The 25,853-nt window shown below is 39.1% G+C and carries 22 protein-coding genes; 13 read left to right on the top strand and 9 right to left on the bottom strand.

Features of this window, described 5'->3' with window-relative positions; genetic code table 11:
* The first annotated feature begins 71 nt into the window (after nt 1-71).
* Entirely contained in the window at nt 72-1,577 is a 1,506-nt protein-coding gene (locus tag RM545_RS04135; RefSeq protein WP_311494048.1) for a TolB family protein, read from the top strand.
* 43 nt (nt 1,578-1,620) lie between these two features.
* Nucleotides 1,621-2,034, top strand: coding sequence for a VOC family protein (locus RM545_RS04130; protein WP_311494047.1), 414 nt, complete (start codon nt 1,621-1,623; stop codon nt 2,032-2,034).
* On the opposite strand, the gene RM545_RS04125 is transcribed toward RM545_RS04130, so the two are convergent.
* Nucleotides 2,031-3,569 (bottom strand): SulP family inorganic anion transporter, encoded by a 1,539-nt coding sequence (locus RM545_RS04125; protein ID WP_311494046.1) that lies wholly within the window; start codon nt 3,567-3,569, stop codon nt 2,031-2,033. The genes RM545_RS04130 and RM545_RS04125 overlap by 4 nt on opposite strands.
* A 375-nt stretch (nt 3,570-3,944) precedes the next feature.
* On the opposite strand from RM545_RS04125, the gene era reads away from it, so the two are divergent.
* From era to RM545_RS04105, 4 genes are all read left to right on the top strand, one after another.
* Nucleotides 3,945-4,826, top strand: a complete 882-nt coding sequence (gene era / locus RM545_RS04120) for a GTPase Era (protein WP_311494045.1) — start codon at nt 3,945-3,947, stop codon at nt 4,824-4,826.
* A gap of 344 nt (nt 4,827-5,170) precedes the next feature.
* Nucleotides 5,171-6,475, top strand: a complete 1,305-nt coding sequence (gene der, locus RM545_RS04115; RefSeq protein ID WP_311494044.1) for a ribosome biogenesis GTPase Der — start codon at nt 5,171-5,173, stop codon at nt 6,473-6,475.
* 386 nt (nt 6,476-6,861) lie between these two features.
* Nucleotides 6,862-9,570 carry an NHL repeat-containing protein gene (locus tag RM545_RS04110; protein WP_311494043.1) on the top strand — a complete coding sequence of 903 codons (2,709 nt, stop codon included), beginning with the start codon at nt 6,862-6,864 and terminating at the stop codon, nt 9,568-9,570.
* 204 nt (nt 9,571-9,774) lie between these two features.
* Nucleotides 9,775-12,507 carry an outer membrane beta-barrel protein gene (locus RM545_RS04105; protein WP_311494042.1) on the top strand — a complete coding sequence of 911 codons (2,733 nt, stop codon included), beginning with the start codon at nt 9,775-9,777 and terminating at the stop codon, nt 12,505-12,507.
* A 623-nt stretch (nt 12,508-13,130) separates the two neighbouring features.
* Here RM545_RS04105 and RM545_RS04100 read toward each other — a convergent pair.
* Genes RM545_RS04100 through RM545_RS04080 form a run of 5 tightly spaced genes read right to left on the bottom strand, consistent with a single transcriptional unit; the run spans nt 13,131 to nt 16,275 of the window.
* Nucleotides 13,131-13,925: a TPM domain-containing protein gene (locus RM545_RS04100; protein WP_311494041.1), complete on the bottom strand. Its 795-nt coding sequence runs from the start codon at nt 13,923-13,925 to the stop codon at nt 13,131-13,133.
* Nucleotides 13,926-14,366 carry a TPM domain-containing protein gene (locus tag RM545_RS04095; RefSeq protein WP_311494040.1) on the bottom strand — a complete coding sequence of 147 codons (441 nt, stop codon included), beginning with the start codon at nt 14,364-14,366 and terminating at the stop codon, nt 13,926-13,928.
* Nucleotides 14,367-14,369: 3 nt separating this feature from the next.
* Complete coding sequence (locus tag RM545_RS04090; RefSeq protein ID WP_311494039.1) at nt 14,370-14,966, bottom strand: LemA family protein; 597 nt, start codon at nt 14,964-14,966, stop codon at nt 14,370-14,372.
* Between the two features lie 2 nt (nt 14,967-14,968).
* Nucleotides 14,969-15,298, bottom strand: a complete 330-nt coding sequence (locus RM545_RS04085) for a MerR family transcriptional regulator (protein ID WP_311494038.1) — start codon at nt 15,296-15,298, stop codon at nt 14,969-14,971.
* Nucleotides 15,298-16,275 carry a M23 family metallopeptidase gene (locus tag RM545_RS04080; RefSeq protein WP_311494037.1) on the bottom strand — a complete coding sequence of 326 codons (978 nt, stop codon included), beginning with the start codon at nt 16,273-16,275 and terminating at the stop codon, nt 15,298-15,300. Before RM545_RS04080 ends, RM545_RS04085 begins: the two co-directional genes overlap by 1 nt.
* Before the next feature lie 130 nt (nt 16,276-16,405).
* On the opposite strand from RM545_RS04080, the gene alaS reads away from it, so the two are divergent.
* The 5 genes from alaS (at nt 16,406) to RM545_RS04055 (ending at nt 21,686) form a co-directional block, all read left to right on the top strand.
* Nucleotides 16,406-19,021 carry an alanine--tRNA ligase gene (gene alaS, locus RM545_RS04075; protein WP_311494036.1) on the top strand — a complete coding sequence of 872 codons (2,616 nt, stop codon included), beginning with the start codon at nt 16,406-16,408 and terminating at the stop codon, nt 19,019-19,021.
* 117 nt (nt 19,022-19,138) lie between these two features.
* Nucleotides 19,139-19,411 carry a type II toxin-antitoxin system Phd/YefM family antitoxin gene (locus tag RM545_RS04070; protein WP_311494035.1) on the top strand — a complete coding sequence of 91 codons (273 nt, stop codon included), beginning with the start codon at nt 19,139-19,141 and terminating at the stop codon, nt 19,409-19,411.
* A complete protein-coding gene (locus RM545_RS04065) occupies nt 19,411-19,686 on the top strand; it encodes a Txe/YoeB family addiction module toxin (RefSeq protein WP_311494034.1) in 276 nt (91 codons plus the stop codon). Before RM545_RS04070 ends, RM545_RS04065 begins: the two co-directional genes overlap by 1 nt.
* A gap of 64 nt (nt 19,687-19,750) precedes the next feature.
* Complete coding sequence (locus RM545_RS04060) at nt 19,751-20,746, top strand: GSCFA domain-containing protein (RefSeq protein ID WP_311494033.1); 996 nt, start codon at nt 19,751-19,753, stop codon at nt 20,744-20,746.
* 325 nt (nt 20,747-21,071) lie between these two features.
* Nucleotides 21,072-21,686 (top strand): DUF4230 domain-containing protein, encoded by a 615-nt coding sequence (locus RM545_RS04055; RefSeq protein ID WP_311494032.1) that lies wholly within the window; start codon nt 21,072-21,074, stop codon nt 21,684-21,686.
* A gap of 3 nt (nt 21,687-21,689) precedes the next feature.
* Here RM545_RS04055 and RM545_RS04050 read toward each other — a convergent pair whose 3' ends face one another.
* The 3 genes from RM545_RS04050 to RM545_RS04040 all read right to left on the bottom strand — a co-directional run bounded on the left by RM545_RS04050 (nt 21,690) and on the right by RM545_RS04040 (nt 24,514).
* On the bottom strand, nt 21,690-23,444 hold the full coding sequence (locus RM545_RS04050; protein WP_311494031.1) for an aromatic amino acid hydroxylase: 1,755 nt from the start codon (nt 23,442-23,444) through the stop codon (nt 21,690-21,692).
* 120 nt (nt 23,445-23,564) lie between these two features.
* The gene (locus RM545_RS04045; RefSeq protein WP_311494030.1) at nt 23,565-24,110 is read right to left on the bottom strand and encodes a DUF4136 domain-containing protein; all 546 of its coding nucleotides are present in this window, start codon (nt 24,108-24,110) and stop codon (nt 23,565-23,567) included.
* Nucleotides 24,111-24,343: 233 nt separating this feature from the next.
* Entirely contained in the window at nt 24,344-24,514 is a 171-nt protein-coding gene (locus RM545_RS04040) for a C1orf53 family protein (RefSeq protein WP_311484424.1), read from the bottom strand.
* Nucleotides 24,515-24,545: 31 nt separating this feature from the next.
* Here RM545_RS04040 and RM545_RS04035 point away from each other — a divergent pair, with 31 nt between their 5' ends.
* Complete coding sequence (locus RM545_RS04035; RefSeq protein WP_311494029.1) at nt 24,546-24,872, top strand: hypothetical protein; 327 nt, start codon at nt 24,546-24,548, stop codon at nt 24,870-24,872.
* A 41-nt stretch (nt 24,873-24,913) separates the two neighbouring features.
* Nucleotides 24,914-25,852: a 1-aminocyclopropane-1-carboxylate deaminase/D-cysteine desulfhydrase gene (locus RM545_RS04030; protein WP_311494028.1), complete on the top strand. Its 939-nt coding sequence runs from the start codon at nt 24,914-24,916 to the stop codon at nt 25,850-25,852.
* The last annotated feature ends 1 nt before the right edge of the window (nt 25,853 follow it).

The following is a 25,853-nucleotide window of genomic DNA, read 5'->3' as shown; positions in this document are numbered from 1 at the left end:
TATTATAGTCGGGTAAAAACCCATAAAATTTTTAATATCTTTAGCTAAAATTTTTCAATAAGTAAATTATTATGAATTTAAAACATGCAATTCCTGCTCTTTTTTCAGTATTTCTCTTTTTTAGCTTTCATATGGCACAGGCACAGCAAATAGGCATTTTTGATAATCATCAGGATATAGGTGATGTGAAATCTGAAGGTTCTGCAGAATATAATGAAGAACAACAGGTATACACCCTTACAGGTTCGGGAACAAATATGTGGTTTGGATCTGATGAATTTCAATATGCATGGAAGGCTATACAGGGAGATTTTATCCTTAGGGCCCGGGTGGAGTTTGTTGGGGAGGGAGAAGATCCTCATAGAAAAATTGGCTGGATTGTTAGGAACAACCTGTCTCCAGATTCACCTCACGTAAATGCGACTGTTCACGGGGATGGATTAACTTCACTTCAATACAGAAGGCAAAAAGGCGCAGATACAGAGGAGGTAACTTCAACCAGCGAGGCTCCAGATGTAATTCAGCTGGAAAGAAGAGGGAATTTGTACATCATGTCCACTGCTAAATTTGGTGAACCTTTTACGAGTGTAGAGGTGGAAATGGATCTAAGAAATGAAGTTTTTGCGGGAATCTATATAAGCGCCCATAACCCGGAAGCTGTAGAAACAGCAATTTTTAAAAATGCAAGAATCAGTTATCCTGCTCCCGAAGATCTTGTGCCATACACAGATTACCTTGGGAGCAGGCTGGAAATTATGAATGTAGAAACGGGGGAGCGAAAAGTATTAATGACTTCGGGACACAGCATACAGGCTCCAAACTGGACCAGCGATGGGAAACTTATCTACAATTCTAATGGATGGCTCTATAATTATGATCTTGATACTGAAAAAGTTTCTATGCTGAATACCGGCTTTGCAATAGATAATAATAATGACCACGTGTTAAGTGCCGATGAAAGTAAGATTGCTATAAGCCACCATAACCCTGAAGATGATGGAAACTCTTCTATTTACTACCTTCCAATTGACGGTAGCGATCAACCTGTAAAAGTTACTAAAGACGGGGTAGGAGCTTCCTATGCCCACGGCTGGTCGCCCAATGGCCAATCCATACTTTTTACGGGAGACAGGAATGGGCAGTATGATATTTACAAGGTAGACGTGGAATCTGGAAAGGAAACACAACTCACCAATACAGAAACACTGGATGATGGATCTGAATTTTCTAGAGATGGGCGGCATATTTATTTTAATTCCAATCGTACCGGAACTATGCAGATATGGAGGATGAATGCAGATGGTAGTGAGCAAACGCAGCTTACCACAGATAAATTTAATGATTGGTTTCCGCACGTTTCTCCAGACCAGGAACAACTTATATTTATTTCCTTTCCCGAAGAAATAGACTCAGGAGATCATCCTTTCTATAAAAGATGCCTGCTAAGAACAATGCCAATTAACGGGGGCGAGCCCAGAGTAGTAGGTTATATTTATGGGGGGCAGGGAACTATAAATGTTCCAAGCTGGTCACCTGATGGGAAATATGTTGCATTTGTAACTAACTCTGACTTTTAATATGAAAACCATTTTTTGTTTACTCCTTATCAGCATTTTCTCTATGAGCACACAAGACTTAAATGCACAAAATAATTTTAGCTTCAGAAAAGATCACGATGCAATGCAGGTTGCAGATCTTAAGGCTTCTGCAGATTTCTACAACAAGATCCTTGGACTCAAAGAAATCCCCAACGGCGGACTTCCCGATCACATTCGCTGGTTCGAACTGGCAGATAAAGTCCAGGTGCACCTTATAGAAAGTGAAGAAGAAATTGAGAAGAAAAAGGGGGTGCATATGGCGATAAATACAGATAATCTTCAGGCGTTTATGGAGCACCTTGAAGCGAATAATATACCTTTTGAGAACTGGCCGGGAGAAGCAGGAACTACCAATTCCCGTCCAGATGGTATAAAGCAGATCTATCTTCAGGACCCCGATGGTTACTGGATTGAGGTAAATGATAATAAATTTTAAGGCTTATCTGTCACCACTTTATAATCAGGATCTTCCAGAATATTAACTTCTATGATTCCATCTGCATTGCTTAGCAACCTTCTGCAGTCCTTGCTTAAATGTCTAAGATGTACTTTTTTGCCAGCTTTACTATAACGCTGAGTGACTTGATTTAAAGCTTCAATAGCAGACATATCGGCAATTCGGCTATCCTTAAAATCTATTATTATCTCTTTTGGATCGTTTACAACATCAAATTTTTCTGCAAAATTAGTAGTAGAAGCAAAAAATAACGGGCCATATATTTCATAGTGTTTAACACCATTTTCATCAATACTTTTTCTAGCTCTAATTCTCTTGGCGCTTTCCCAGGCAAAGAACAATGCCGAAAGTATAACTCCAACCAGAACTGCTAAAGCCAGATTGTGCAGAATAACAGTTATTAGTGCAACAGTAATTACCAGAAAAATATCTTTCTTAGGTACTTTATTAAATATTTTTAAACTGGCCCACTCAAAAGTTCCAATGGCTACCATGATCATTACTCCTACAAGAGCTGCCATTGGTACCTGTTCTATTATGGGTGCACCAAACAACACTATTCCAAGAATGGTAAAGGCTGCAATTATACCAGACAATCTAGCTCTGGATCCAGCCGAGAGGTTCACTAAAGTTTGAGCGATCATTGGGCAGCCACCCATCCCGAAGAAGAATCCATTTAGTATGTTTGCACCTCCCTGAGCAATACATTCTCTGTTGCCGCTACCTTTGGTTTCTGTAATTTCATCTACCAGGTTTAAGGTAAGCAAGCCTTCGGTTAATCCAACTGCCGCCATAATCATAGAATAAGGGGCAATAAGTTCCAATGTTTCCCAGGTCAATGGAATATTCGGTATGTGAAAAGGAGGAAAACCACCACTTATAGAAGCGATATCTTCAACTGTTTTAGTATTTATACCCAGAAAGTATACCAAAAGGAATACAATTATTATGGCAACCAGCGAAGAAGGAACTGCTTTAGTAAGTTTAGGTAAGAAGACAACAACCGCAATGGTTAAGGCTACTAAACCGGCCATAATATATAAAGAAGTTCCGGTTAGCCATACAATATCGCCATTCACCACCGTCTTAAACTGGTCTAACTGAGACATAAATATAATAATAGCTAACCCGTTAACAAACCCAAACATTACAGGATGAGGTACTAAACGTATAAATTTTCCGAGCTTAAAAACTCCAATTATAATCTGAATTACCCCTGCTAAAGCCACCGCTGCCAGAACGTATTCAAGGCCGTTGGATTTCATTAGAGCAATTAAAACAATAACTGTCGCGCCGGCTCCACCTGAGATCATTCCTGGTCTTCCCCCGAAAATTGCCGTTACCAAACACATTATAATGGAAGCATATAATCCCATTAGTGGAGGAAATCCGGCTAAAATAGCGAAGGATAATGACTCCGGGATCATGGTCATTGCCACTGTTAAGCCGGCCAGAACTTCGGTTTTATAATCTACTTTTTGCTTAAAATCGAAGAGATTGAAAATTTGTCTCATAAGAACTGGAGTTTTAAAGGAATCATGGAGTTGAAAGGGATACTTTCAGCTAAAAATCAGGGATGATCAAGGCTATAAAATTACAGATAAAGCTGTTTTAAGGCGGAGTAAGAGGGGATGATATTATTTTTCTTCCGTGCTTCATAAGAGCGGGCAAAATTATGTAATTTTTTTTAATGACAAAGCTTTTTGAACAGGAAGCTTCGAACTTTTATAGCTTTATCAGGAATTGAACTGCTGTTTTAAGATATTGATAATCAAACGAATTAAGGAAGCAGGTCTTCTAAAATGGCAATTATCGTCCTCCTGCCGGAAAGATTGAAAAAGTTAGGAGAGCGGAATTAATTAATAATATCTTTGTGAAAAATTTCAGTTATGGCACATAAAGCCGGTTTTGTAAATATTATTGGGAATCCCAACGTTGGAAAATCTACACTCATGAACGCTTTTGTGGGTGAAAAACTTTCTATTATTACCTCAAAAGCACAAACCACCAGGCACAGGATCCTGGGGATCGTAAACGGGGAAGATTTCCAGGCGATTCTTAGTGATACGCCCGGTATTATTAAGCCCGCTTATCAATTACAGCAATCCATGATGGATTTTGTGAAATCGGCTTTTGAAGATGCCGATGTACTTGTTTATATGGTCGAAATTGGCGAAAAAGAGCTTAAAGACGAGGCTTTTTTTAATAAAATTATTCATGCTGATATTCCTGTTCTACTGCTTCTGAATAAAATTGACACTTCCAATCAGGAAGAACTTGAGGAACAGGTAGAGTTGTGGAAAGAAAAGGTTCCAAATGCTGAAATTATGCCGGTTTCGGCATTACAAGGCTTTAATGTAGCTGAAGTTTTTAATCGAATAGTAGAATTGTTGCCTGAAGGTCCTGCTTTCTATCCGAAAGATACGCTTACCGATAAGCCGGAACGTTTTTTTGTAAACGAGATCATCAGGGAGAAAATCCTGATGCATTATAAAAAGGAAATCCCTTATTCCGTAGAAATAGATACTCAGGAGTTTTTTGAAGAAGAGGAAATTATCAGGATGCGCAGCGTGATTATGGTAGAGCGTGAGACACAAAAAGGGATCATTATTGGCCATAAAGGATCTGCTTTAAAAAGAGTAGGAGTAGAAGCGCGTAAGGACCTCGAAAAATTCTTTGGAAAACAGGTTCACCTGGAACTTTACGTGAAAGTCAATAAAAACTGGCGTAGCGACAGTAATCAGCTAAAAAGGTTTGGTTATAATGATTGATGAGCCGGGCAACTAAAGGCCGATATTGTTGATTTTTAGGCATTGGCTTAAATAGAGTTCACTTTTCCTGATTTCGTTTTTCTTCAGAAAAAAAGACAACTTTTTTTGAGTCAGTTGAATTCTTAGTTAATATTTGACCTTAAACCTTAAACCTTAAACCTTAAACCTTAAACCTGCTTTCCAGGTAAAAGCGTTTTATTTCCTGCGTCTTGCAGCGAAGCGATCTTTTAGCTTGATCTTTACTTTAAAGAATGAAAACGTAAGGAAACATAGTGCTTTCTACTTTTCTCTTTAAACCCAAATATTTACACTAATTTTGCATCTTAAATAAAAGAAAATCCGGTATGGGTAATATAGTAGCCATCGTGGGAAGACCAAACGTTGGAAAATCCACTTTTTTTAACAGATTAATCCAGCGTCGTGAGGCCATTGTGGATTCCGTTAGCGGAGTTACACGCGATCGGCATTATGGAAAATCTGACTGGAATGGGCGAAAATTTTCCCTTATCGATACCGGCGGATATATTATAGGCAGCGATGATATTTTTGAAGCTGAAATTGACAAACAGGTAGAGCTTGCCATAGATGAGGCAGATGCTATTATCTTTATGGTAGATGTAGAAACGGGGATTACTCCAATGGATGAGGACGTTGCTTTTTTACTTAGAAAAGTAGATAAACCTGTTTTGCTGGCGGTAAATAAAGTCGATAATAATAAGCGACTGGCGAACGCAGTGGAATTCTATAACCTTGGTTTGGGTGAATATTTTCCCATTGCCAGCACCAATGGTAGTGGAACAGGAGATTTACTGGATGCGCTTATTGAAGCCCTACCAGAATCTGAAGCTGAAGAAGAGTCAGAATTGCCACGTTTTGCTGTGGTGGGAAGACCAAATGCAGGGAAATCTTCTTTTATAAACGCTCTCATTGGTGAAGACAGATACATAGTAACAGATGTTGCCGGTACTACACGAGATTCCATAGATACAAAATACAACCGTTTTGGTTTTGAATTTAATCTGGTAGATACCGCAGGTATTCGCAGAAAAGCCAAAGTTAAGGAAGATTTGGAATTTTATTCGGTAATGCGCTCTGTACGTGCCATAGAAAATTGTGATGTTTGTCTGGTGGTTTTGGATGCCCAGCGCGGTTTTGACGGGCAGGTTCAGAATATTTTCTGGCTGGCCCAGCGTAACCGCAAAGGAATTGTGATCCTGGTGAATAAGTGGGATTTAATAGATAAGGAAACAAACACGCTTAAAGAATACGAAGCGAATATTAGGCGCGAGATCGAACCTTTTACCGATGTGCCGATTATCTTTATTTCTGTACTTACCAAGCAGCGGGTTTTTAAAGCGATAGAAACTGCTGTACAGGTTTTTGAAAACCGGAGCAAGAAATTGAAGACGCGGGAATTTAATGATGTAATGCTTCCGATAATTGAAAATAATCCACCGCCGGCTTACAAAGGAAAATATGTAAAGATCAAATTCTGCATGCAGTTGCCAACTCCGCAGCCACAATTTGCATTTTTCTGTAATCTTCCGCAGTATTTAAGAGATCCTTATAAACGGTTTTTGGAAAACAAGATCCGGAAAGAATTCGATTTCAGCGGAGTTCCAATTACTATTTACTTCAGGAAAAAGTAATACCGCTTGATACTTTTTTAAAATTTCAGACTTAGACCTCCCGACCTTCTTTCAAGGTCTGGATTTTAATTTTTGTGGAGCAGCTAGAATCTTAACAATTTGCTTTATTTTTAGATAGAGGGCTTCTTTTTAAGATTATTAACATCAGGTAAAAATTAATTTAATAATCTGATAGTCATAATTTTGTCTTTTTATTTTTTTAAAATTGAAGAATTTTGTTCTTTAAAATAGCTTCTTTGAATGCTCTTTTTTCAAAGTTTCCCTGGTTAAACAAAATGTAATTCCACATTAAGATCGTCTTAAACTTCACTTAAATACTTTGTATCTGAGTATCATGTAGTTACCTTTTGGCTAAGTAAAATATTAACCAAATAAAAAACCAGTTTATGAAGAAAATTTGCTTTTACCTTCTCGGTGTCTTTTTATTTTATTCCTGTGCGGAAGATCAGTTACCAACGCAGGAAGAAGGGACAATTCCAGAAGAAAATTTGACAGAATTTGAACAAAACTTGCGTGATGGAAAATTTGATAACACGAGTTTTGGATCTTACACAGCAATATTTACTACAAAAGACGCCTCATCTCGAGGTAGTGTAGCTATATCTATTCCTTTTGAAGGTGATCCCACCTCAGATGTGAATTTGAGCACAGGGAACATCATTAGGGCTGCAGCAATAGAAAGCTCTAAAAGTCAGGAAGACGAAGGTCTTACATTTTCTAGTGGAGACTTGAGCTTTGATTTTAATGTTGATGATGACGGGACCAATCCTGAAGTCTCCAATGTAACTTACAATGGTAAAGCAGGAGACATGATGGTGGTTAAGAACACCTCTAAAGCTCACGCGGTACCTGTTACCGGAACTTATTCCTGTGTAGATTGTGATAGTCACCCTGATTTAGGTACTGGTGGAACTCAAACTTTTAATTTCCTTGTTTTAGGTGATACTGATAATAGTGGAGATGCCAATGGAGATGAAATAAGAACACAAGTTACCTTAAAAAACAGGGTTTTTTCAAGCGAAGAAGAAGGTCCAGGAGGTATGCTTGCCAACTGCGTTGACAATGGTGATGGTACCTTTACCTGTGATGTGACTTCTGCCGGAGAAGGAGAAGATATGTTGGTGTTTTATGGTGACTCGGGTCCGGTTTTTACTCAAAATATGACATATACCTATGCTACAGATGGTTCATGTCAGAGCTATGATGGGCAACTTCGTTACGAATCAAGTCTTTTTGATACAAATGTGATCGAATTGAACAGTGACGATTCTTGTAATGATGTTAACAGAAGAGCGCAATTGTTCGTGACTAATAATTCCAACGGTAATATTACTCAATATAATCTTACCGCCGGAACATCTTCCAACTTTGGAACAGCTTCCTCTGCTGCTGAAGGAATTTTTTATGATTTTTCTGATGATGTAGTTGTACAGGCTTCAAGATCAAACCTTCAGTTGGAAGCTTACAATAATTTTAGCAATGCCACTGATGGTGAAACACTTTCTCCGGCTTACACCAGTTCAGACGACTTGAATAGTCCAAGAGAATTGGCAGTAAATGGTTCTACATACGTGGTATCAGATAATGGTACAAATCAATTTTATGTTTATACCAAAAATGGAGATAACTTTTCTTTAACCAACACTTTTAGTATTCCATTTCCGGTTTGGGGAATTACCTTTAAGGGTGATGACTTATACGCTGTCGTCGATACAACCAATGACTTAGCGGTATTCTATGATTTCGATTCTAATACTATGGATGGTACATTGATGCCCTCTAAAAGAGTAGGAGTTGAAGGTATAGTCAGGACCCACGGTCTTACTTATGATGGGACAGATGATGTAATGGTTATGACAGATATTGGAGATGCTGCCAATGCTACTGACGACGGAGCTTTTCATGTTATAAATAATTTCTCAACTGTTTTTGATGCATTGTCAGATGGTGAGCAAATTCCTTTGGAAGCACAAACAAGGGTGGCAGGATCCAATACTATGTTGGGTAACCCTATTGATGTTGCTTACGATTCTGAAACAGATGCAGTTTATATTTCTGAGGTAGGAAACGGAAAAGTTTTAGGTTTTACTTCAATTGGTTCAGGTGGAAACCTAACGCCATCGTTTGAAGAAGACCTGGCTGCTGCTTCATCTCTATATTTCTCAAGTGATGAAACTGATGGAAATACAGGAATGAGCACTACCGGGATGATGACGAGATTGTACACAACCAGTACAGCAAATGGAAACGTAAATGTTTACAATGAAAGCGGATCCCTGCTAAAAACTGTAATGACAAGTTCAACTTCTACTGAAGGGGTTTACTATTCAGGTTCGGGAAATCTTATTCAGGCTTCCAGAAGTGACATGAGAATAGAATTTTATGAAAACTTCGCAGGAGCTGCTGATGGAGCAACTATCTCTCCAGATGCTATGGGACCTGATGAATTGCCAAGTCCCAGGGAAATCGCAGTTTTGGGAGATCATGTTGTAGTATCTGATAATGGTTCTGATACGTTCTTTATATATTCCTTTGATGGTTCATCTTTTGTACTTGAAAATACAGTAGATGTAGATTTTCCGGTATGGGGAATTACCTTTAAAGGTGGAGACTTACTCGCTGTTGTAGATACAACCAACGATCTTGCAATTTTTAACGATTTCCTATCCAATATGGGAGGTATGCAATTACCTGACAAACGAATCAGTTTTGAAGGTCTGGTGAGAACTCACGGGATCGATTATAGCGAAGCCGATGATGTTTTAATTATGACAGATATTGGTGATGCCGCAAGTGATTCTGATGGTGGTTTCCATGTTATTGAAGACTTTAATACAAAACTTGAAGCTACAATGGATGGAGGAATGATTAGTATGGCAGACCAGACCAGGATTGCCGGAGCATCTACAGAGCTAGGAAATCCTATTGATGTAGCTTATGATAATGACACCCAAACGGTTTTCATCGCAGAAATTGCAAATGGTGGTGGTAAAATCCTTGGATTTACAGATGTACTAAACACTAGTGGAGACATTGCTCCGGCCGTTAGCAATGACGTGCCGAGCGCTGCTTCAGTGTATTTATACAACAACTAAGCATAATCAGCTTATAATTTAAGATTAAGAAAGCCCGCAATTGCGGGCTTTTTTTATAAGCTGATTTTCATATCAAACCATCAGGTTTTGCTTTAGTACCATCATTCAGGAAAAAGTAATATCGATTAAACTAAAAGGAATAACGTTAGTCTAAGAGCAGACGGAGGTGTCGAATTTCCGTTTTCATCTATTTAATTCCTCTTAATGAAAGTTTTTTACATTCTTGCTTTCCTTTTCATCACTGGGAAAGCATTTTCTCAGGATTTTGAAATAACCGGAAAAGTGGTGGATGAGATCGGTGTTCCATTGGAGTCCGCAACTATTTACCTGGAAAAAGCAGCAGACAGCAGTCTTGTTACCTATACCATTTCAGAAAAAAACGGAAATTTCCGTTTAACAGGAACCACCACAGCTCCCAAAGCCAACTTGTATATTTCCTTTGCCGGATATCAATCCCACAGGGAAACGCTGGAAATCAAAGAGCAAATAGAACTTCCCACCATTGCTTTAAATATTCAGGACAACGAGCTTGAAGAGGTGATGGTTACCGCTACAAGGGCACCTATTACTATTAAGAAAGATACTTTAGAATTTAATGCCGGTTCTTTTAGTACCCGGCAGGATGCCAACCTGGAAGAATTAATGAAAAAACTACCGGGGGTCGAGGTAGATAACCAGGGAAATATCACCGTAAACGGCAGGCCGGTTTCGCGGATTCTCGTAAACGGCGAAGAATTTTTTGGGGATGATCCCAAAATTGCCACAAAGAACCTTCCTAAGGAGATTATTGATAAAATTCAGGTGACCGATACCAAAACACGATCTGAAGAATTTACTGGAAAACCAGGTGATCCGGAGAATAAGACTGTAAACATTACCATCAAGGAAGATAAGAACAAAGGCTATTTTGCACGGGCCACTGCCGGAGGAGGAACAGACGATCGTTATGAGCTTAGCGGAATCGGGAATTATTTTAAAGACGATCTGAGATTGAGTGTCCTCGCCAGTTCCAATAATATCAACACCTCCGGGTTTAGTTATGATGAAGTTTTTGGAATGATGGGTCGAACTGCCGGTAGAAATGTCTTTGGCGGCGGTGGCGGCGGAATTACTAAAGCTGAAACAGCTGGATTTAATTTCGTGAACAAATGGGAAGAAGAAAAAGAAATAGAATTAAGCGCAGATTATTTCTTCGGAAGAAATGATACCGAAAGAAGAACCATTGTGGCGCGAGAAAATATTTTACCAGATTCCCGTTTTTTTACAAATTCTGAAGAAAGCAGTAACCTTCTTAATGATAGCCATCGTGCAAATGTTCGTTTTGAGGTAGAGTTCGATACCCTTACAAGGCTTAATATTAATCCAAGGTTCAACGCTAATTTTGGAAATTCCTATCGTGATCGAATAGCAGAATCACTGGATGAGGATCTTAACTTAATCAACAGTACGACCTCTTCAAATAATGAAGAACTGGAGAGTGCTGATTTCAGTAATGATATAGACTTTATAAAGCGTTTTGGCAGTCGCGGTTCCTATTTGCAAATGGAGTTTGAAAACGATCATAGCAGGCAGAAAAACGATAACTTCTACTTTTCCGAAAGTTTTTTTATTGAAGATGGAGAAGAAGTTGTGGAAATTCAGGATCAATATATAGACGAAGATGAAACCGAAAATGAATATTCATTTGAAGTGAGTAAGCGCAGTGTTCTGTTCGACGATTTTTTTCTAGACATCTCTTATGATTTCGATTATTTAAAATCTACAAATAAAAGGTATGTTTATGAAGCAGAGAATGGCGACGGAGATTATAACACCCTCAATGATCTTCTAAGCAGTGACTTTGAAGTGAACAGCAGGAGGCATACTCCTAATGTAGGGCTTAATTATGAAGGGGATGTCTGGAGAATAAATACAGAAGTGGGGCTTTTACATACCAGCCTGGATAACACTAATTTCCTGGAAGAAACATCTTTTGAGAACACCTATAACAACCTGTTCCTGGATGCCGGGGTACGATACGAAATTGAAAGGTCAAAGAGTCTCTCTATTGACTATTCGACCAATGTGGATATCCCCTCCATCCGGCAGCTGCAACCTGTGGTAGATCGAACAAACCCTTTAAATATTATCGTGGGGAACCCCGAATTGAAGCCCACCTACCGGCAGGATATTAGACTTAATTACCGCAATTTTGACTTTGCCACCCGTAGCGGAATCTTTAGTTATGCAAATATTGGTTTTTCAGATAATAACGTGGTTCCCGTAACAACGGTAGACGAGGACCTTGTGAGGAGAACCACTTATACCAATGTTGATGGTGCTATAAATGGAAACGTAGGTCTTTTTTACAATAAACAATATAAAAAGGAGGCAAGGATTTTTAGTTACCAGGCTGGTTTAAACTCTAATTATAATAAAAATATAGGATTTACAAATGCCGTGAGGTATGAAGCCGAACGTTATTCTATTAGTCCGCGTTTGCGCCTAACTTACGAAATTGAAGAGTTATTAAGTATAGAACCAAATTACGAATTAACATATAACAACACAATGTATGATATTAATCCCGACAGAAACGAGGATTTTATAAATCACAGCATTGGGTTACAGACTACCACTTACTGGCCTGAAAATGTTGTTTTCGGTAATGATATTTCTTTTAACTACTTCGGAAATGTTTCCCCGGGTTTTGATAATACCTCGCTGCTTTGGAACATGAGCCTGGGATACGAATTTCTGAAGGACAAAGCTACCCTGAAGGTGAAGGTTTACGATTTGTTGGATCAGAACATCGATACGCGTCGTGTGATTGGAGACGATTATATCCAGGATACCAGCAGTTTAATCCTTACCCGATACGCAATGCTAAGTTTCACGTATAAGCTGAGCAATTTCGGCGGAAGTGGCCCTCCTGACAGGGGAGGAAGAAGATTTTAAATTCTGATTTTCCATTTAAGAGACAAGAGACGTTCGATAATTGTCATTTTGAGGGCAAGACCTGAAACGGAAAGAATTCAAATTTCAGAGCTCAAAATGTAGAATACTAAATGGAGCTTTCCACTCACCACTTTCCACGTTTGTTATCGAAAATTGCCGTTTTGAGGACAAGATCTGAAACAGAAGGAATTCAAATTTTAGAATTTAAAATTTAGAATACTAAATGGAGCTTCCGATTATCCACTTTCCACGTTTTTGTTATCAATAATTGCAATTTTGAGCACAAGGCCTGAAACAGAAGGAATTCAAATTTAAGAAATCAAAATTTAGAATACTAAATGGAGCTTTCCACTCACCACTTTCCACGTTTGTTATCGAAAATTACCATTTTGAGCACAAGACCTGGAGCAGAAGGAATTCAAATTTCAGAATTTAAAATTTAGAATGAGTGAACTTCCACTCTCCACTTTCCACGTTTTTATTATCAATAATTGCAATTTTGAGCACAAGGCCTGGAACAGAAGAAATTCAAATTTCAGAATTTAAAATTCAAAATAGAATGTTTGCTTTCCACTTTTCAATATTTTAAACAACAAACAACAAACAACAAACAACTGAAGAAACTACCAGCTTCCACCGGCACCGCCGCCGCCAAAGCCACCGCCTCCAAAACCACCACCAAAGCCGCCGCCGCCGCCAAAGCCACCGCCTCCTCCGCCGCCTCCAAAGGTGCCGCGACCAAGAGAGCTTAGAATGACAGCGTCAAAAAGTGTGCTGCCGCCACTTCTGCGGCCACCGTTTCTGCCTCCTCTGTTTTTCCGGCTTATGGAGATAAGGATGATAATGAAAATGATAAAAAAGATAATCGTGCGAATCGGAGTTCCTTCAGAAGCTCCACGATTCTGCGGAACTCCTTCAAAATTGCCATTCAGGACCTGGAAAACAGCTGTGGTGCCTTTATCCAGTCCGGAATAATAATCGCTGTTGCGAAATTCGGGTAAAATTACATTCTCAATAATAGCTTTGGTATTAGCATCGGTAAGATATTCTTCAAGGCCATAACCTGTGGTGATCCAAACTTTTCGGTCCTCTTCAGCTACAAGAATTAGAAGTCCGTTATCCTTATCACTCTGCCCGATTCCCCACTCATGGGCCCAATGGGTCGCATAAGTTCCTGCATATTCTCCTTCAAGAGAATTGATGGTGACCACAACAATTTGAGTAGATGTGGTATCGGCGTAGTTTAAAAGTTTCTGCTCCAGCTGGTTTTCTTCAGAAGAAGAAAAGAGATCGGCTTCATCATAAACGCTCGTTTCTTCAGAAGGTCTTGGTGGTATATCCCGCTGTGCAAGACTTATGCCGGTAAAAGCAAGTAACAGTAATAGGGTTAGGCTTAGCTTTTTTGTAGATATGAGCATTTATCCTTTTGAAATTTTGTCGGAAAGTTCATTTACATCACTTTCTTTATACGGGAAATGTTGCTGAAGTTCATCACCGGCCTTTAAAACTCCGTCTATCAGTCCCTGTTTGAATTTTCCTTGTTTAAATTGGGCTACGATAGCATCTTTTGTGCTTTCCCAAAAATCGTTGGGAACTACATCGTTAACTCCCTTGTCACCATAGATTACAAAGTTACGGTCTTCTACAGCAACATAAATTAACACACCATTGTCCTGCTTGGTATTATCCATCTTCAGCATGTGGAAAACTTCCATTGCGCGATCGAAAATATCCATTTCTCCAATAGACTTTTCCAGGTGAACACGTATTTCGCCTGAAGTATTTTTTTCGGAAGTTCTTATTGCTTCTACGATTTCCTCTTCTTCAGCTTTCGTCAAAAATTCTTCAGTCTTGCTCATATTCTAAAAATCAAATTCTACATCGGGTGCGTTCTCTGCTCCGGCCTCTGCTTCGAAAGGCGGCTTTCTTTCAAATCCAAACATTCCTGCAAAAATGTTGTTCGGAAATTTTCTAATGTAGGTGTTATATTCTTGTACCGATTCGTTATACCGGGTTCTGGCAACACTTATACGATTTTCTGTGCCTTCCAGCTGCGATTGTAACTGCAGGAAATTCTGATTTGCTCTCAATTCAGGGTAACGTTCTACAGTGACTAATAACCGTGATAATGCTGAAGATACTTCGCCCTGCGCTTCCTGGAACTGCTGTATTTGCTGCGGATCCAGATTATTGGCATCTACGTTTATAGAGGTGGCGCGGGATCGGGCTTCAATAACATCGGTTAAAGTTCCACGCTCAAAATCGGCTGCTCCCCTTACGGTACTCACCAGGTTTGGAATAAGATCACTTCTTCTTTGATAAGAAGTTTCTACATCTGCCCAGGTTCGGGTCACGTTTTCTTCCAGTTCTACCGCGGTGTTATTTACGCCTGCTGTAAGGCTGTAAATTATTATTCCCAGAACAACGATTACAATTGTCGGGATGAGCCATTTTTTCATAATTATAACTGATTTTTAATATTTACTAGAGTAGCTTTTATGCCCTCTAACTTACGAATAATTTCAAAATTGGTAAGGGTTTGGTGCTTTTCTTCTTTAAGATGGGTCTTGGCACCTTCCAGCGTAAATCCGCGCTCTTTTACAAGGTGAAAGATAAGTTCCAGGTTTTTAATGTCTTCCTGAGTGAACTTCCTGTTACCCTTGGCATTTTTCTTAGGTTTAATCACATCAAATTCCTTCTCCCAGAACCGGATAAGCGAAGTATTTACTTTAAATGCTTCGGCAACTTCACCAATGCTGTAGTAGCGTTTTTCCGGAAGGTCTATATGCATTAGTCGAGGGATTGGTTTTCTTGTTGTGCTTTTTCCAGAATTTCGTCAAATTCTTCCGGAGAAAGATTTCCGTAGTAAAAGTTGATGGGATTTATCCTGTCTTCATCTTTAAAAATCTCATAATGGAGGTGGGGAGCTTCAGATCTTCCGGTGCTTCCTACAAAACCAATAACGTCTCCTCGTTTTACAGTTTGTCCACGTCGCACATTATATTTGTAAAGGTGGCCGTAAAGACTGGTGTAACCGTAGCCGTGGTCTATTCTAATATGGTTTCCATAACCTGTGGAGCGATTATCGGCACGGGTCACCCTGCCATCGCCGGTAGCATAAACAGGAGTGCCGCGGGGTGCTGTGAAATCCATCCCATAATGGAATTTTTTCACCTTGGTAAAGGGATCTGTCCTCCAGCCATAACCGGAAGCTATCCTCTTTAGGTCTTCGTTTTTCACAGGTTGTATTGCTGGAACCGAAGCTAATAAATCTCCTTTTTCTTTGGCAAGCTCTGCAAGTTCATCTAAGGATTTAGACTGTACCACGATTTGTTTTGTAAGAATGTCCATTCTCTTTGTAGTTTCGATAATCAATTTGGAATTATCGAAACCTTCAAGTTCCCTGTACCTGTTAATTCCGCCAAAACCTGCTTTTCGCTGTTCTTCAGGAATTGGATTAGCTTCAAAATACAATCTGTAGATGTTGTTATCCCTGTCTTCAATATTTGCTAAAACATCCTGAACCTGGTTCATTTTCTTATTCAGAAGACCGTACTGCAGTTCCATGTTGTGCAATTCGCGCTTTAATGCTTTTTCTTTGGGAGTTTCAATCTGCGGAATATTGAGGTAGATCACCAGCAGGATAAAGCCTGCCAGGAAAGAGCCGAGTACACTCAGCATTACAATTCCTATACGGCGTCCCTTGCGGCGCTCGATTTTTTTATAGGAAAGTGTCTCGCTATCGTAATAGTATTTAACCTTCGACATGAGCTAAATTTGTGCTATTTTTGCCATTCAGTACTGCGCATTATTGTGCATAATTAAACGGTAAACGAACAAATATAAGAATTGTTTCATCGCCGTCATAATTTTGTAAAATTTAGAATAGAAGAGCTTCATGAAATCGCAAGATATCCGAAACCAATTCCTCGAATTTTTTAAAGGCAAATCCCATTCCATTGTTTCTTCGGCGCCCATGGTAATAAAGGATGATCCTACGCTGATGTTCACCAATGCAGGGATGAATCAGTTTAAGGAATTCTTTTTAGGAAATTCTGAACCTAAAAATTCCCGGGTTACCGATACTCAAAAATGTTTGAGGGTTAGTGGTAAACATAATGATCTGGAAGAGGTAGGGCATGATACATACCATCATACGATGTTTGAGATGCTCGGAAACTGGAGTTTTGGAGATTACTTTAAAAAAGAAGCGATTCACTGGGCCTGGGAATTACTTACTGAAGTCTATAGAATTAATCCCGAAAATCTTTACGTTTCTGTTTTTGAAGGAAGTAAAGATAATGACAAACTGGAGCTGGATTCTGAAGCTTTAGAACTATGGAAAGCCATTGTGCCTGAAGAGCGGATTATCTACGGAAATAAAAAAGACAATTTTTGGGAAATGGGCGACCAGGGGCCCTGCGGCCCATGTTCTGAAATTCATATCGACATTCGTTCTGATGAAGAAAAAGCGAAAGTATCCGGAAGGGAACTCGTGAATGCCGACCATCCCCAGGTTGTGGAAATCTGGAATCTGGTTTTTATGCAGTACAACCGCAAAGCTGATGGTTCGCTGGAAGAATTGCCTGCAAAACATATCGATACCGGGATGGGTTTTGAACGTTTGTGTATGGTGTTGCAGGGGAAACAATCCAATTATGAAACTGATGTCTTTACTCCGCTAATCCGGGAAATAGAAACGGTTACCAATAAAAAATACGGCATCTCAGAAAAGGCAAATATCGCCTTTAGAGTAATTGCAGATCATGTAAGAGCAGTAACTTTCTCTATTGCAGACGGGCAGTTGCCGAGTAATACCGGTGCCGGCTATGTGATAAGAAGGATTTTAAGAAGGGCAATCCGCTACGGATTCACGTTTTTAGACACCAAAGAACCTTTTATCTATAAATTAGTTGCGACCTTAAGCCGACAAATGGGAGAGACTTTTCCAGAGCTAAAATCTCAAAAGCAGCTTTGTGAAAATGTTATCAGGGAAGAAGAAATCTCGTTTCTTAGAACCCTGGATCAGGGATTGGTACTGCTGGAAAATATTATAGAGGAAGCTGGAGGAAAGAAAATTTCAGGAAAGAAAGCTTTTGAGCTTTACGACACTTATGGATTTCCTATAGACTTAACCGCACTTATCCTTAGAGAGCGCGGTTACGATTTAGATGAAAAAGAATTTGAAGCTGAATTAAAAAAGCAAAAAGACCGTTCCCGTGCCGCGACACAGGTCACCGCCGGAGATTGGACAGAATTAAATTTTGTAGAAAAGGAGGCTTTTATTGGTTATGATCATTTGGAGTCAGAGGTGAAAATTGCCAAATATCGAAAGGTAGAAAATAAGAAGCAGGGGGAATTATTTCAGATTGTACTTAATAAAACGCCTTTTTATCCCGAAGGTGGAGGACAGGTTGGTGATAAAGGCTATCTGGAAGCAGAAAATGGAAATGTGGCTTATATCATCGATACAAAAAAGGAAAATAATCAGATTATCCATTTTTCAAAATCCCTTCCCAAAGATCCTGAAGCAACTTTCAATTCAGTTGTAGATGCAAATCAGAGGGCAAGAACAGCAGCAAATCATACGGCCACTCATTTATTGCATCAGTCCTTGCGAAAAATTCTTGGGGAACATGTGGAGCAAAAAGGTTCTATGGTACACAGTGGTTATTTAAGGTTTGATTTTTCTCATTTCAGTAAAGTTTCCAAAGAACAGCTGGAGGAAATTGAAGCTTTTGTAAATGCGCGTATCAGGGAAAACCATGAGCTTAACGAGCAACGGAATATCGCTTACCAGGATGCGCTGGATCAGGGAGCGATCGCGCTTTTTGGAGAAAAATACGGAGATTCTGTGAGGGCCATTCGTTTTGGGGAATCCATGGAGCTTTGTGGTGGAATCCACGTAAAGAATACTTCAGATATCTGGTATTTTAAAATAGTTAGTGAAGGTGCGGTAGCTTCGGGAATACGAAGGATTGAAGCAATTACCGGCGACGCTGTAAAAGATTATTTTGCTGAACAGGATAAAACATTGGGCGAGGTTAAATCCCTTCTGAAGAATGCAAAAGATCCTGTAAAATCCATTAGTAGCCTTCAGGAAGAAAATTCGGAATTAAAGAAGCAGGTAGAAAGTCTGCTGAAGGATAAGGCGAAATCTTTAAAATCTGACCTTAAGAATGAAATTACATCGGTTAACGGAATTAATTTCCTGGCAAAACTGGTAGACCTTGATGCAGGCGGAATTAAAGATCTGGCTTTTCAGCTGGATAATGAAATGGAAAACCTGTTTCTTGTGTTTGGAACAGAACAGAACGGGAAAGCCTTACTTTCCTGCTATATTTCAAAAAACCTGGTTTCCGAAAAAGATCTGAACGCAGGAACTATTGTTCGTGAACTTGGTAAGTATATCCAGGGCGGCGGAGGCGGTCAGCCGTTTTTCGCCACTGCAGGAGGTAAAAACTCTGCCGGATTAAACGATGCTTTGCAGAAAGCGAAGGAGTACGTAAAATAAGTTTTACTTATCGGTGAGATGAACTATGAGTTGATGCTAAGCTAAAATTTTATTAGGATTATAGGAATGAAAGTTGTACGTTTAAGTGTACAAAATATTGTACAGAACAAATGAAGAATGATGAAAGCAATAACAATTTCCACTTTAAGAAAAAGTATAAAAAAGCATCTGGACTATGTCTCCAAGTCTATGGAAGTGATAATCATTCCAAGAAATAAAGAAGATGATGCGGTCGTCATAATGTCAATAAAAGAATATAATTCATTAAAAGAAACGGAGCACTTACTATCTACAAAAGCGAATAGGAATCGATTAGCCCAATCAATTGAACAATTGGAAAAGGGAGAATTGATTCGATATAATGAGGATGAAATAGAACTTACTCAGTAATGAACATAGATTTTACAGCTCACGGCTGGGAAGATTTCTGTTATTGGATAGAAACTGATAAGGATGCAATTATTAAAATAAAGGAACTGCTAAAATCTATTAAGCTGAACCCTTTCAAAGGCTTAGGTAAGCCTGAACCTTTAAAACATGGTCTAAAAGGCTTTTGGTCGAGGAGGATAACAAGTGAGCATAGGTTAGTTTATAAAGTGTCCGGGAAAAAAGGAGTTGACCAAAGATGTACTATAATCCAATGTAGATTTCACTATGATGAATAAAACCAGTTTTCTTGTACTGGTTTTTTAGAAGAGGTTGTAAAAAATCTGAAGGTTAAATAATGCAATGGAGAGGAAAGAGATGGAGTTTAGGACGAAAATACCGATTGCCGATCAGGAACCTAAGATAGATTACAATTCTAAGATTTTTATGCTGGGCTCCTGCTTTGTGGAAAATATTGGGGAGAAGCTGGAATATTATAAATTTCAGAATTACCGGAATCCTTTCGGGATTTTATTTCATCCTTTAGCCATAGAAAATTTTCTGGAGCGAGTGGTTTCGGGATATAAATACAAAGATGAGGATGTGTTTTTCCATCAGGGGAGGTGGCATAGCTTTGAGGCCCACAGCGAATTAAGCAATTCCAACAAGAAGAATCTGCTAAGGGATCTTAATTCCGCAATAAGAAAATCTGGGAAATTTTTAAAATCTGCCACACATGTGGTGATTACCCTTGGGACGGCATGGGGTTACCGTCACGACCAGCAGGATAGAACTGTGGCGAACTGCCATAAAGTTCCGCAGAAAGAATTTCAGAAAGAACTGATGATGGTGGATGATATTCGGCAGAGTTTGCTGAAGATCCTGTCTTATGTTCACATGATCAATCCAAAGGTTTCCGTTATTTTTAACATTTCTCCGGTACGACATCTTAAAGATGGTTTTACCGAAAATCAATGGAGCAAATCCAATCTTGTGGCGGCCCTTCAGCAATGCCTGGGAGAATTCAGACAAAATGAGGAATGGAAGAAGACGCTTTCTTACTTCCCGTCGTATGAAATTGTGATGGATGAATTAAGGGATTACAGGTTCTACGCAGAGGATATGATCCATCCAAATAGCACAGCTGTAGATTACATCTGGAGTAAATTTGATGAGGTGTGGATAGAACCGGACACCAATGCAACGAAAAAGGAAGTTGAAAAAGTCCAGAGAGCTCTTAATCACCGCCCCTTCAATAGCAAATCCAAAGAGCATCAAAAGTTTAAGGATCAGCTTAAGGAGAGGATAAATAAACTGGAATCTAAATTTCCTCATATCAGGTTTGCCCGATATAAATAAGCAGGAAAATTAACTTTAGTAACGATAAATTAATTGCCAATTAAATTCAGTTCTCTTAATAATTTGTACATTTATTTTGCACATTTTAATTGTCAACTTGTTTAAAGCGAGGATGTGAGTCCTCTTTTGGGAAGTACAATTGAAATTTGTAATCTAAAATTTGTTGGGGTAGATTTTAGAATTTTAAAAGCTAATGGACGGGTGGGGCCGTCCATTGGCATTTTTATTAACGGCCACTTCCTCAGGAAGCCTTTAGATATAGTGCATTCTGTTAATCCTACTCTTCAAATCCTGAATTTTTGTAACTTGGTACAAAGGTTATACTATGAAGAAAATATTGCTTGGAGCACTCTTGGTGATCCTTGCTTTTTTTGGTTATCATTATTTTGAAAATCAGAGAACTGAGCGGGAAAATCTGGAAGAGAGTACTTTACTTATTCAGGAGCAGATAAGAAATGTAGGAAAATTAGTGGTAACTGAAGGTTCCTTTTCGCAGGTATATTCTTACAAAGATTCCAGGAAATTCTATCTTGATGTACTTTCTGCAAGAAAGAAAGCGCTCATAGTGGTAAATGCAGAAGTATCTGTGGCTTATGATTTGAGCAAGCTCGAAATAAAGGTCAATGAAAAGAATAAAACTGTGAATATTTTAAATATTCCGGAAGAGGAAATAACTATCAATCCAGACATCAAATATTATGACGTGACCCAGGATTATCTTAACCAGTTTGATGCTTCAGATTATAATAAAATCAGGGAAAGGATTAATAAATCCCTGCAAAAGAAAGTTGACAATTCCAATTTAAAATTGAACGCCAAAAACAGGCTCGTGAGTGAGTTGCAGAAGATTTATATCCTTACAAATTCTATGGGATGGACATTGATATATAACGAAGTTCCAATTGAGGATTCAGAAGAATTTGGAGAAATAAAAATGTAGCTCCTATTTTACAAGGGATGCATCCACAAGTTCAATTCCATTTTCTATTAAATGAGAGATTTTAGGTCGTTTGCTTTTCAAGGCAGTCAAATGGTCTAATGCTATTTTTGCCAGTTTTTGGTCCTGATCAATGGCCAGCTCATAAATTTCTACAGAAAGTAGCCAGTCTTTGGGATGATGCTTCTTAACAATATCAAATGCTGCAGAAAGTGAGAACATTGTATTTTTTCCTTCCCTGATGTTCCTTACAGATTCATAGAGATTTTCCAGTTCTTCTTTTTCCGGATTTTTTGCACTTTTTATTGTAGTTGAAGAGGTTTTGTGGGTTATCAGGTCAAAAGAATTGACATCTGCAGGTCCTGCAAAAGCGGAAACCACTTCTTTGCCTACCGCCATATCATATTTTTCCCATTCGCGTTTGAAGAGGATGCGATCGCCGTAGCGTACTGTGCAATTTCTGAAGCTAATAAGTATAGTTTTACCCTGAAGATTTCTGGTGCCGGTGATTATTTCACCATTTACAACAATCCCTCCTTCAAATTCAAGATTCACATCTTCCCCCTCATAAATATTATAAGCTTTTAAATCCCGGGGGCTCATATCTTCAATGGCAAGATTTATTCCCTTAAGCTTTCCTATGGGCGAACCAAATCCGTCAGGATGATTTCCGGTGCCATGGCCTACCAGTTCTTTTTCTCTATAAGAAAGAGCTGTTTTTCCGGAAGTACTTACGTAGACCGGTTTTCCTTCTTCGGAAATAATCTCAGAAAAATCTCCGGAAATTTGAATACCCGTGCTAAGTTCAATGGTGCCGAGGTTCTTTGAATCTATTAATTTCTGAATGCCTTTCAAGCCTCCCGTTCGCAGTGCCATTTTTTTGGCGAACTCCTCCAAAACCTGACTTAAATGTGCAAAATCCGGGGTAACGTACAATTGCGGCTGAGGTTTGGTGATATCAAATTCCTGTTCTACAGCAGCTATGGTATATGGCAGTTTTTTCACATTATCGGTCATACACCAGGTACTTTCCCCAATCGAAGATAAAAGTCCGGCGCCGTAAATTTTCGGGTTTTCCAAAGTTCCAATAAGTCCGTACTCCACCGTCCACCAGTGTAGATTTCTGATCTTTGCCATTTCACTGGCCTCTCCCATATTATTCTGCAGGTAATCCACTTTTTCCTGGGCAGCCTTAATATCTTTTTCAGCAATTCCTTCAGCCTCTTTTAAAATGGAAAGATGCCGTATAGCTTCGTACATCTCATAATCTTTTGAGCTGGAAATGGCTTTACAGCCAATTTCTCCAAACCTTCTGAGATACTCGGCATATTCAGGATTGGCAATGATGGGAGCGTGCCCCGCACCTTCGTGAATAATGTCGGGAGCGGGAGTGTACTCTATGTTTTCCAGTTGTCGTATATCACTGGCGATCACCAACACATTATACGCCTGAAATTCCATAAATGCAGCCGGCGGAATAAAACCATCTACAGCAACGGCCGCCCAGCCTATTTCCTGTAGAATACGGTTCATTCCGTACATATTCGGGATATGTTCTATTGAAATACCAGTCTTCTCCAGGCCTTCGAGGTATGAGGAGTGCGCTACTTTGCTGAGATAACTCACATTTTTACGCATCACATAGCGCCACACCGCCTGGTTTATAGAAGTGTAATCCTCATAATTCTGTGGTTTTATATACTGCCGGAGATGCGCGGGTAGGCGGTCCAGTATTTCGTTAGATTGAATTTTTTCCAACATAATTAGTCGAATGTGTACGATTAAAGATACAAAATCAGAAAGTAAAAATTATATAGAGGGGAGATTACTGATATAAAAAAAGCCTCTAAAAAAGAGGCTTTTAAATATTTTGAGCAATGACTACTTTTCTGCTCCGGGAGGATATTTCTCCAGGATCTTTGAAACAATTTCATTTATTCTCTCCTGCTTTCTTTCAACCTTCTCAGCAAGAGCGGCGGTTCCCATTCCCTGCCATACAAGTTCTTTAGATTCAGCATCAATTAGATCGAGATATAAAGTTCCTTCGCTGGTTCGGTTTACCGTATTGTAACCGCTTCCCCAGTACCACGGGCTCCATCCCCAACCATAACCCCAGCCGGGCATCATGTTATTTTGATAAACATTAATGTTCTCATTGGTTTTCGTGAAGATACTCACTAAAAGATCAGGATTGTCAGATTTTGTAAATCCTTTTGAAATCATTTCCTGTTCAATTGCCCTTAGTATTCTTTTCTTGTCCAGGTCAGAAATCTCTGCGCGATCGATTCCCGGCTTAAAAAAGGCAAAGCTGTTATAAGAATTAAAATTTGCTTCGCGATCGTAATCTGAAGCTACTCTTACGGTGCTGCAGGAAGTAAGCAAAACTGTAAAAAGCAACAGGAACGGTGTAAATTTAAGGATTTTCATAGGTGTATAATTTTGATAATATGTTTCTAACTCTCATTTGGAGCAAAAAATCTGTATAAAAAGAATTTTGAGTATCTCCTGTTTTCTCTGGCGTGGTTAAAAATCGTTGCGTTACAAATCTATTTCACAACCAGGTAAAGCAGCACAGAAAAGCTTTTCACTCAGGAAAAAAGGCTCAAAAATCATGCCGACTCAGAAGATTTTGCTGCTGCAGGCAATCCCAGACAGGAATTCTAGTCCTGTCGGTTGGTTTTTTTGTTGTAACCATACGGGCAGTGCCGGCATCCACTCTCACAGCAATAGCCTCTTTTTAGGTGGTATTGCTCGGTAAAACACCTGTATCCTTCGGGCGTGAGATAATAATCACCCTCTTCTAACGGAATTTTTTTCTTAAAAAAACTCATAGCACAAAAATACAATTCTTATCTTGAAAGTATGATTCTGGTCGTTAACAAATATTTGCTTGGCAAAGGCTTTAAAGGCGTTAGCATCTGGCCATTTGTGATTGTAAAGTATGCATGGCTCAAAGACGACCGACTTTTTATAAATCACGAGCGCATTCATTTGCGGCAACAACTGGAGCTGCTCCTGATTTTCTTCTATATCTGGTATTTTGCGGAATTTTTTATTCGTTTACTGAAGTACAAAAGCACCTATAAAGCCTACAGGAATATAAGTTTTGAGCGGGAGGCTTATAAAATGGAAAGTGACTCGCAGTATTTAAACCGAAGAAGATTCTGGGCCTTTTTAAATTATCTGTAACATTCATTGTTTTACATCCTATGCTTTTTGATCTTTGTGCAATGACCGAATTTTTGAATACAGAAGAAGCTGCTGTTCCGAACCAGTTTATCGGAAAATTTTCGGCTAAAAATATTGCAGTTTATTTAAAAAGAGAGGACCTTTTACATCCTGAAGTTTCCGGAAATAAATTCAGAAAACTGAAGTATAATATTCAGGAAGCAATTGCGCAGCGAAAGCCGAAAATTGTCACTTTTGGAGGTGCATTTTCCAACCATATCGCCGCCACAGCTGCAGCCGGAAAATTGGCAAATATCGGCACTGTGGGAGTGATTAGGGGAGAGGAACTTGCTGCAGATTTATCGAAAACATTAAAATTTAACTCTACGCTTCGGTTTGCCAGTTCCTGCGGAATGGAATTGAGATTCATTACTCGTGAAGCGTACCGGAATAAGGAAAACCCTGACTTTCTGGAAGCTTTAAGGCAGGAATTAGGCGATTTTTATCTCGTTCCGGAAGGTGGAACCAATGAATTGGCCATAAAAGGATGCGAAGAGATCCTTCAGCCCGAAGATAAAGCTTTCAATTACATTTGTACTTCAGTGGGAACGGGAGGCACTGTTTCCGGAATAATAAATTCATCTTCTGAAGATCAAAAAGTGCTCGGATTTTCAGCATTAAAGGGAGATTTTCTTACTTCCGAAGTAAAAAAGCTCACGAAGGCCGAAAATTGGCAAATTTTGACCCACTTCCATTTTGGGGGATATGCAAAGGTGAACCGGGAACTTATAAGCTTTATCAATAATTTTAAAAAAACATATCACATTCAGCTTGATCCCGTTTATACAAGCAAATTACTTTTTGGTATTTTTGCAATGATCAAAAATGGCTATTTTCCTGATAACGCTAAAATTTTAGCTATACATACCGGCGGACTCCAGGGAATTGGTGGGATGAACAGGCGGCTGGCGAAAAAGAATTTACCTTTAATTGAAGATTGAT

Source organism: Autumnicola lenta (genome assembly GCF_031846515.1).
Lineage (GTDB): Bacteria > Bacteroidota > Bacteroidia > Flavobacteriales > Flavobacteriaceae > Autumnicola > Autumnicola lenta.
This window is presented reverse-complemented; position numbering and strand designations above follow the sequence as displayed.

What these genes read in the sequence shown, in the direction of transcription:
- RM545_RS04135 (WP_311494048.1), top strand. Translation starts at nt 72, where the DNA reads ATGAATTTAAAACATGCAATTCCTGCTCTTTTTTCAGTATTTCTCTTT.
- RM545_RS04130 (WP_311494047.1), top strand. Translation starts at nt 1,621, where the DNA reads ATGAGCACACAAGACTTAAATGCACAAAATAATTTTAGCTTCAGAAAA.
- RM545_RS04125 (WP_311494046.1), bottom strand. Translation starts at nt 3,569, where the DNA reads ATGAGACAAATTTTCAATCTCTTCGATTTTAAGCAAAAAGTAGATTAT.
- era (WP_311494045.1), top strand. Translation starts at nt 3,945, where the DNA reads ATGGCACATAAAGCCGGTTTTGTAAATATTATTGGGAATCCCAACGTT.
- der (WP_311494044.1), top strand. Translation starts at nt 5,171, where the DNA reads ATGGGTAATATAGTAGCCATCGTGGGAAGACCAAACGTTGGAAAATCC.
- RM545_RS04110 (WP_311494043.1), top strand. Translation starts at nt 6,862, where the DNA reads ATGAAGAAAATTTGCTTTTACCTTCTCGGTGTCTTTTTATTTTATTCC.
- RM545_RS04105 (WP_311494042.1), top strand. Translation starts at nt 9,775, where the DNA reads ATGAAAGTTTTTTACATTCTTGCTTTCCTTTTCATCACTGGGAAAGCA.
- RM545_RS04100 (WP_311494041.1), bottom strand. Translation starts at nt 13,925, where the DNA reads ATGCTCATATCTACAAAAAAGCTAAGCCTAACCCTATTACTGTTACTT.
- RM545_RS04095 (WP_311494040.1), bottom strand. Translation starts at nt 14,366, where the DNA reads ATGAGCAAGACTGAAGAATTTTTGACGAAAGCTGAAGAAGAGGAAATC.
- RM545_RS04090 (WP_311494039.1), bottom strand. Translation starts at nt 14,966, where the DNA reads ATGAAAAAATGGCTCATCCCGACAATTGTAATCGTTGTTCTGGGAATA.
- RM545_RS04085 (WP_311494038.1), bottom strand. Translation starts at nt 15,298, where the DNA reads ATGCATATAGACCTTCCGGAAAAACGCTACTACAGCATTGGTGAAGTT.
- RM545_RS04080 (WP_311494037.1), bottom strand. Translation starts at nt 16,275, where the DNA reads ATGTCGAAGGTTAAATACTATTACGATAGCGAGACACTTTCCTATAAA.
- alaS (WP_311494036.1), top strand. Translation starts at nt 16,406, where the DNA reads ATGAAATCGCAAGATATCCGAAACCAATTCCTCGAATTTTTTAAAGGC.
- RM545_RS04070 (WP_311494035.1), top strand. Translation starts at nt 19,139, where the DNA reads ATGATGAAAGCAATAACAATTTCCACTTTAAGAAAAAGTATAAAAAAG.
- RM545_RS04065 (WP_311494034.1), top strand. Translation starts at nt 19,411, where the DNA reads ATGAACATAGATTTTACAGCTCACGGCTGGGAAGATTTCTGTTATTGG.
- RM545_RS04060 (WP_311494033.1), top strand. Translation starts at nt 19,751, where the DNA reads ATGGAGAGGAAAGAGATGGAGTTTAGGACGAAAATACCGATTGCCGAT.
- RM545_RS04055 (WP_311494032.1), top strand. Translation starts at nt 21,072, where the DNA reads ATGAAGAAAATATTGCTTGGAGCACTCTTGGTGATCCTTGCTTTTTTT.
- RM545_RS04050 (WP_311494031.1), bottom strand. Translation starts at nt 23,444, where the DNA reads ATGTTGGAAAAAATTCAATCTAACGAAATACTGGACCGCCTACCCGCG.
- RM545_RS04045 (WP_311494030.1), bottom strand. Translation starts at nt 24,110, where the DNA reads ATGAAAATCCTTAAATTTACACCGTTCCTGTTGCTTTTTACAGTTTTG.
- RM545_RS04040 (WP_311484424.1), bottom strand. Translation starts at nt 24,514, where the DNA reads ATGAGTTTTTTTAAGAAAAAAATTCCGTTAGAAGAGGGTGATTATTAT.
- RM545_RS04035 (WP_311494029.1), top strand. Translation starts at nt 24,546, where the DNA reads ATGATTCTGGTCGTTAACAAATATTTGCTTGGCAAAGGCTTTAAAGGC.
- RM545_RS04030 (WP_311494028.1), top strand. Translation starts at nt 24,914, where the DNA reads ATGACCGAATTTTTGAATACAGAAGAAGCTGCTGTTCCGAACCAGTTT.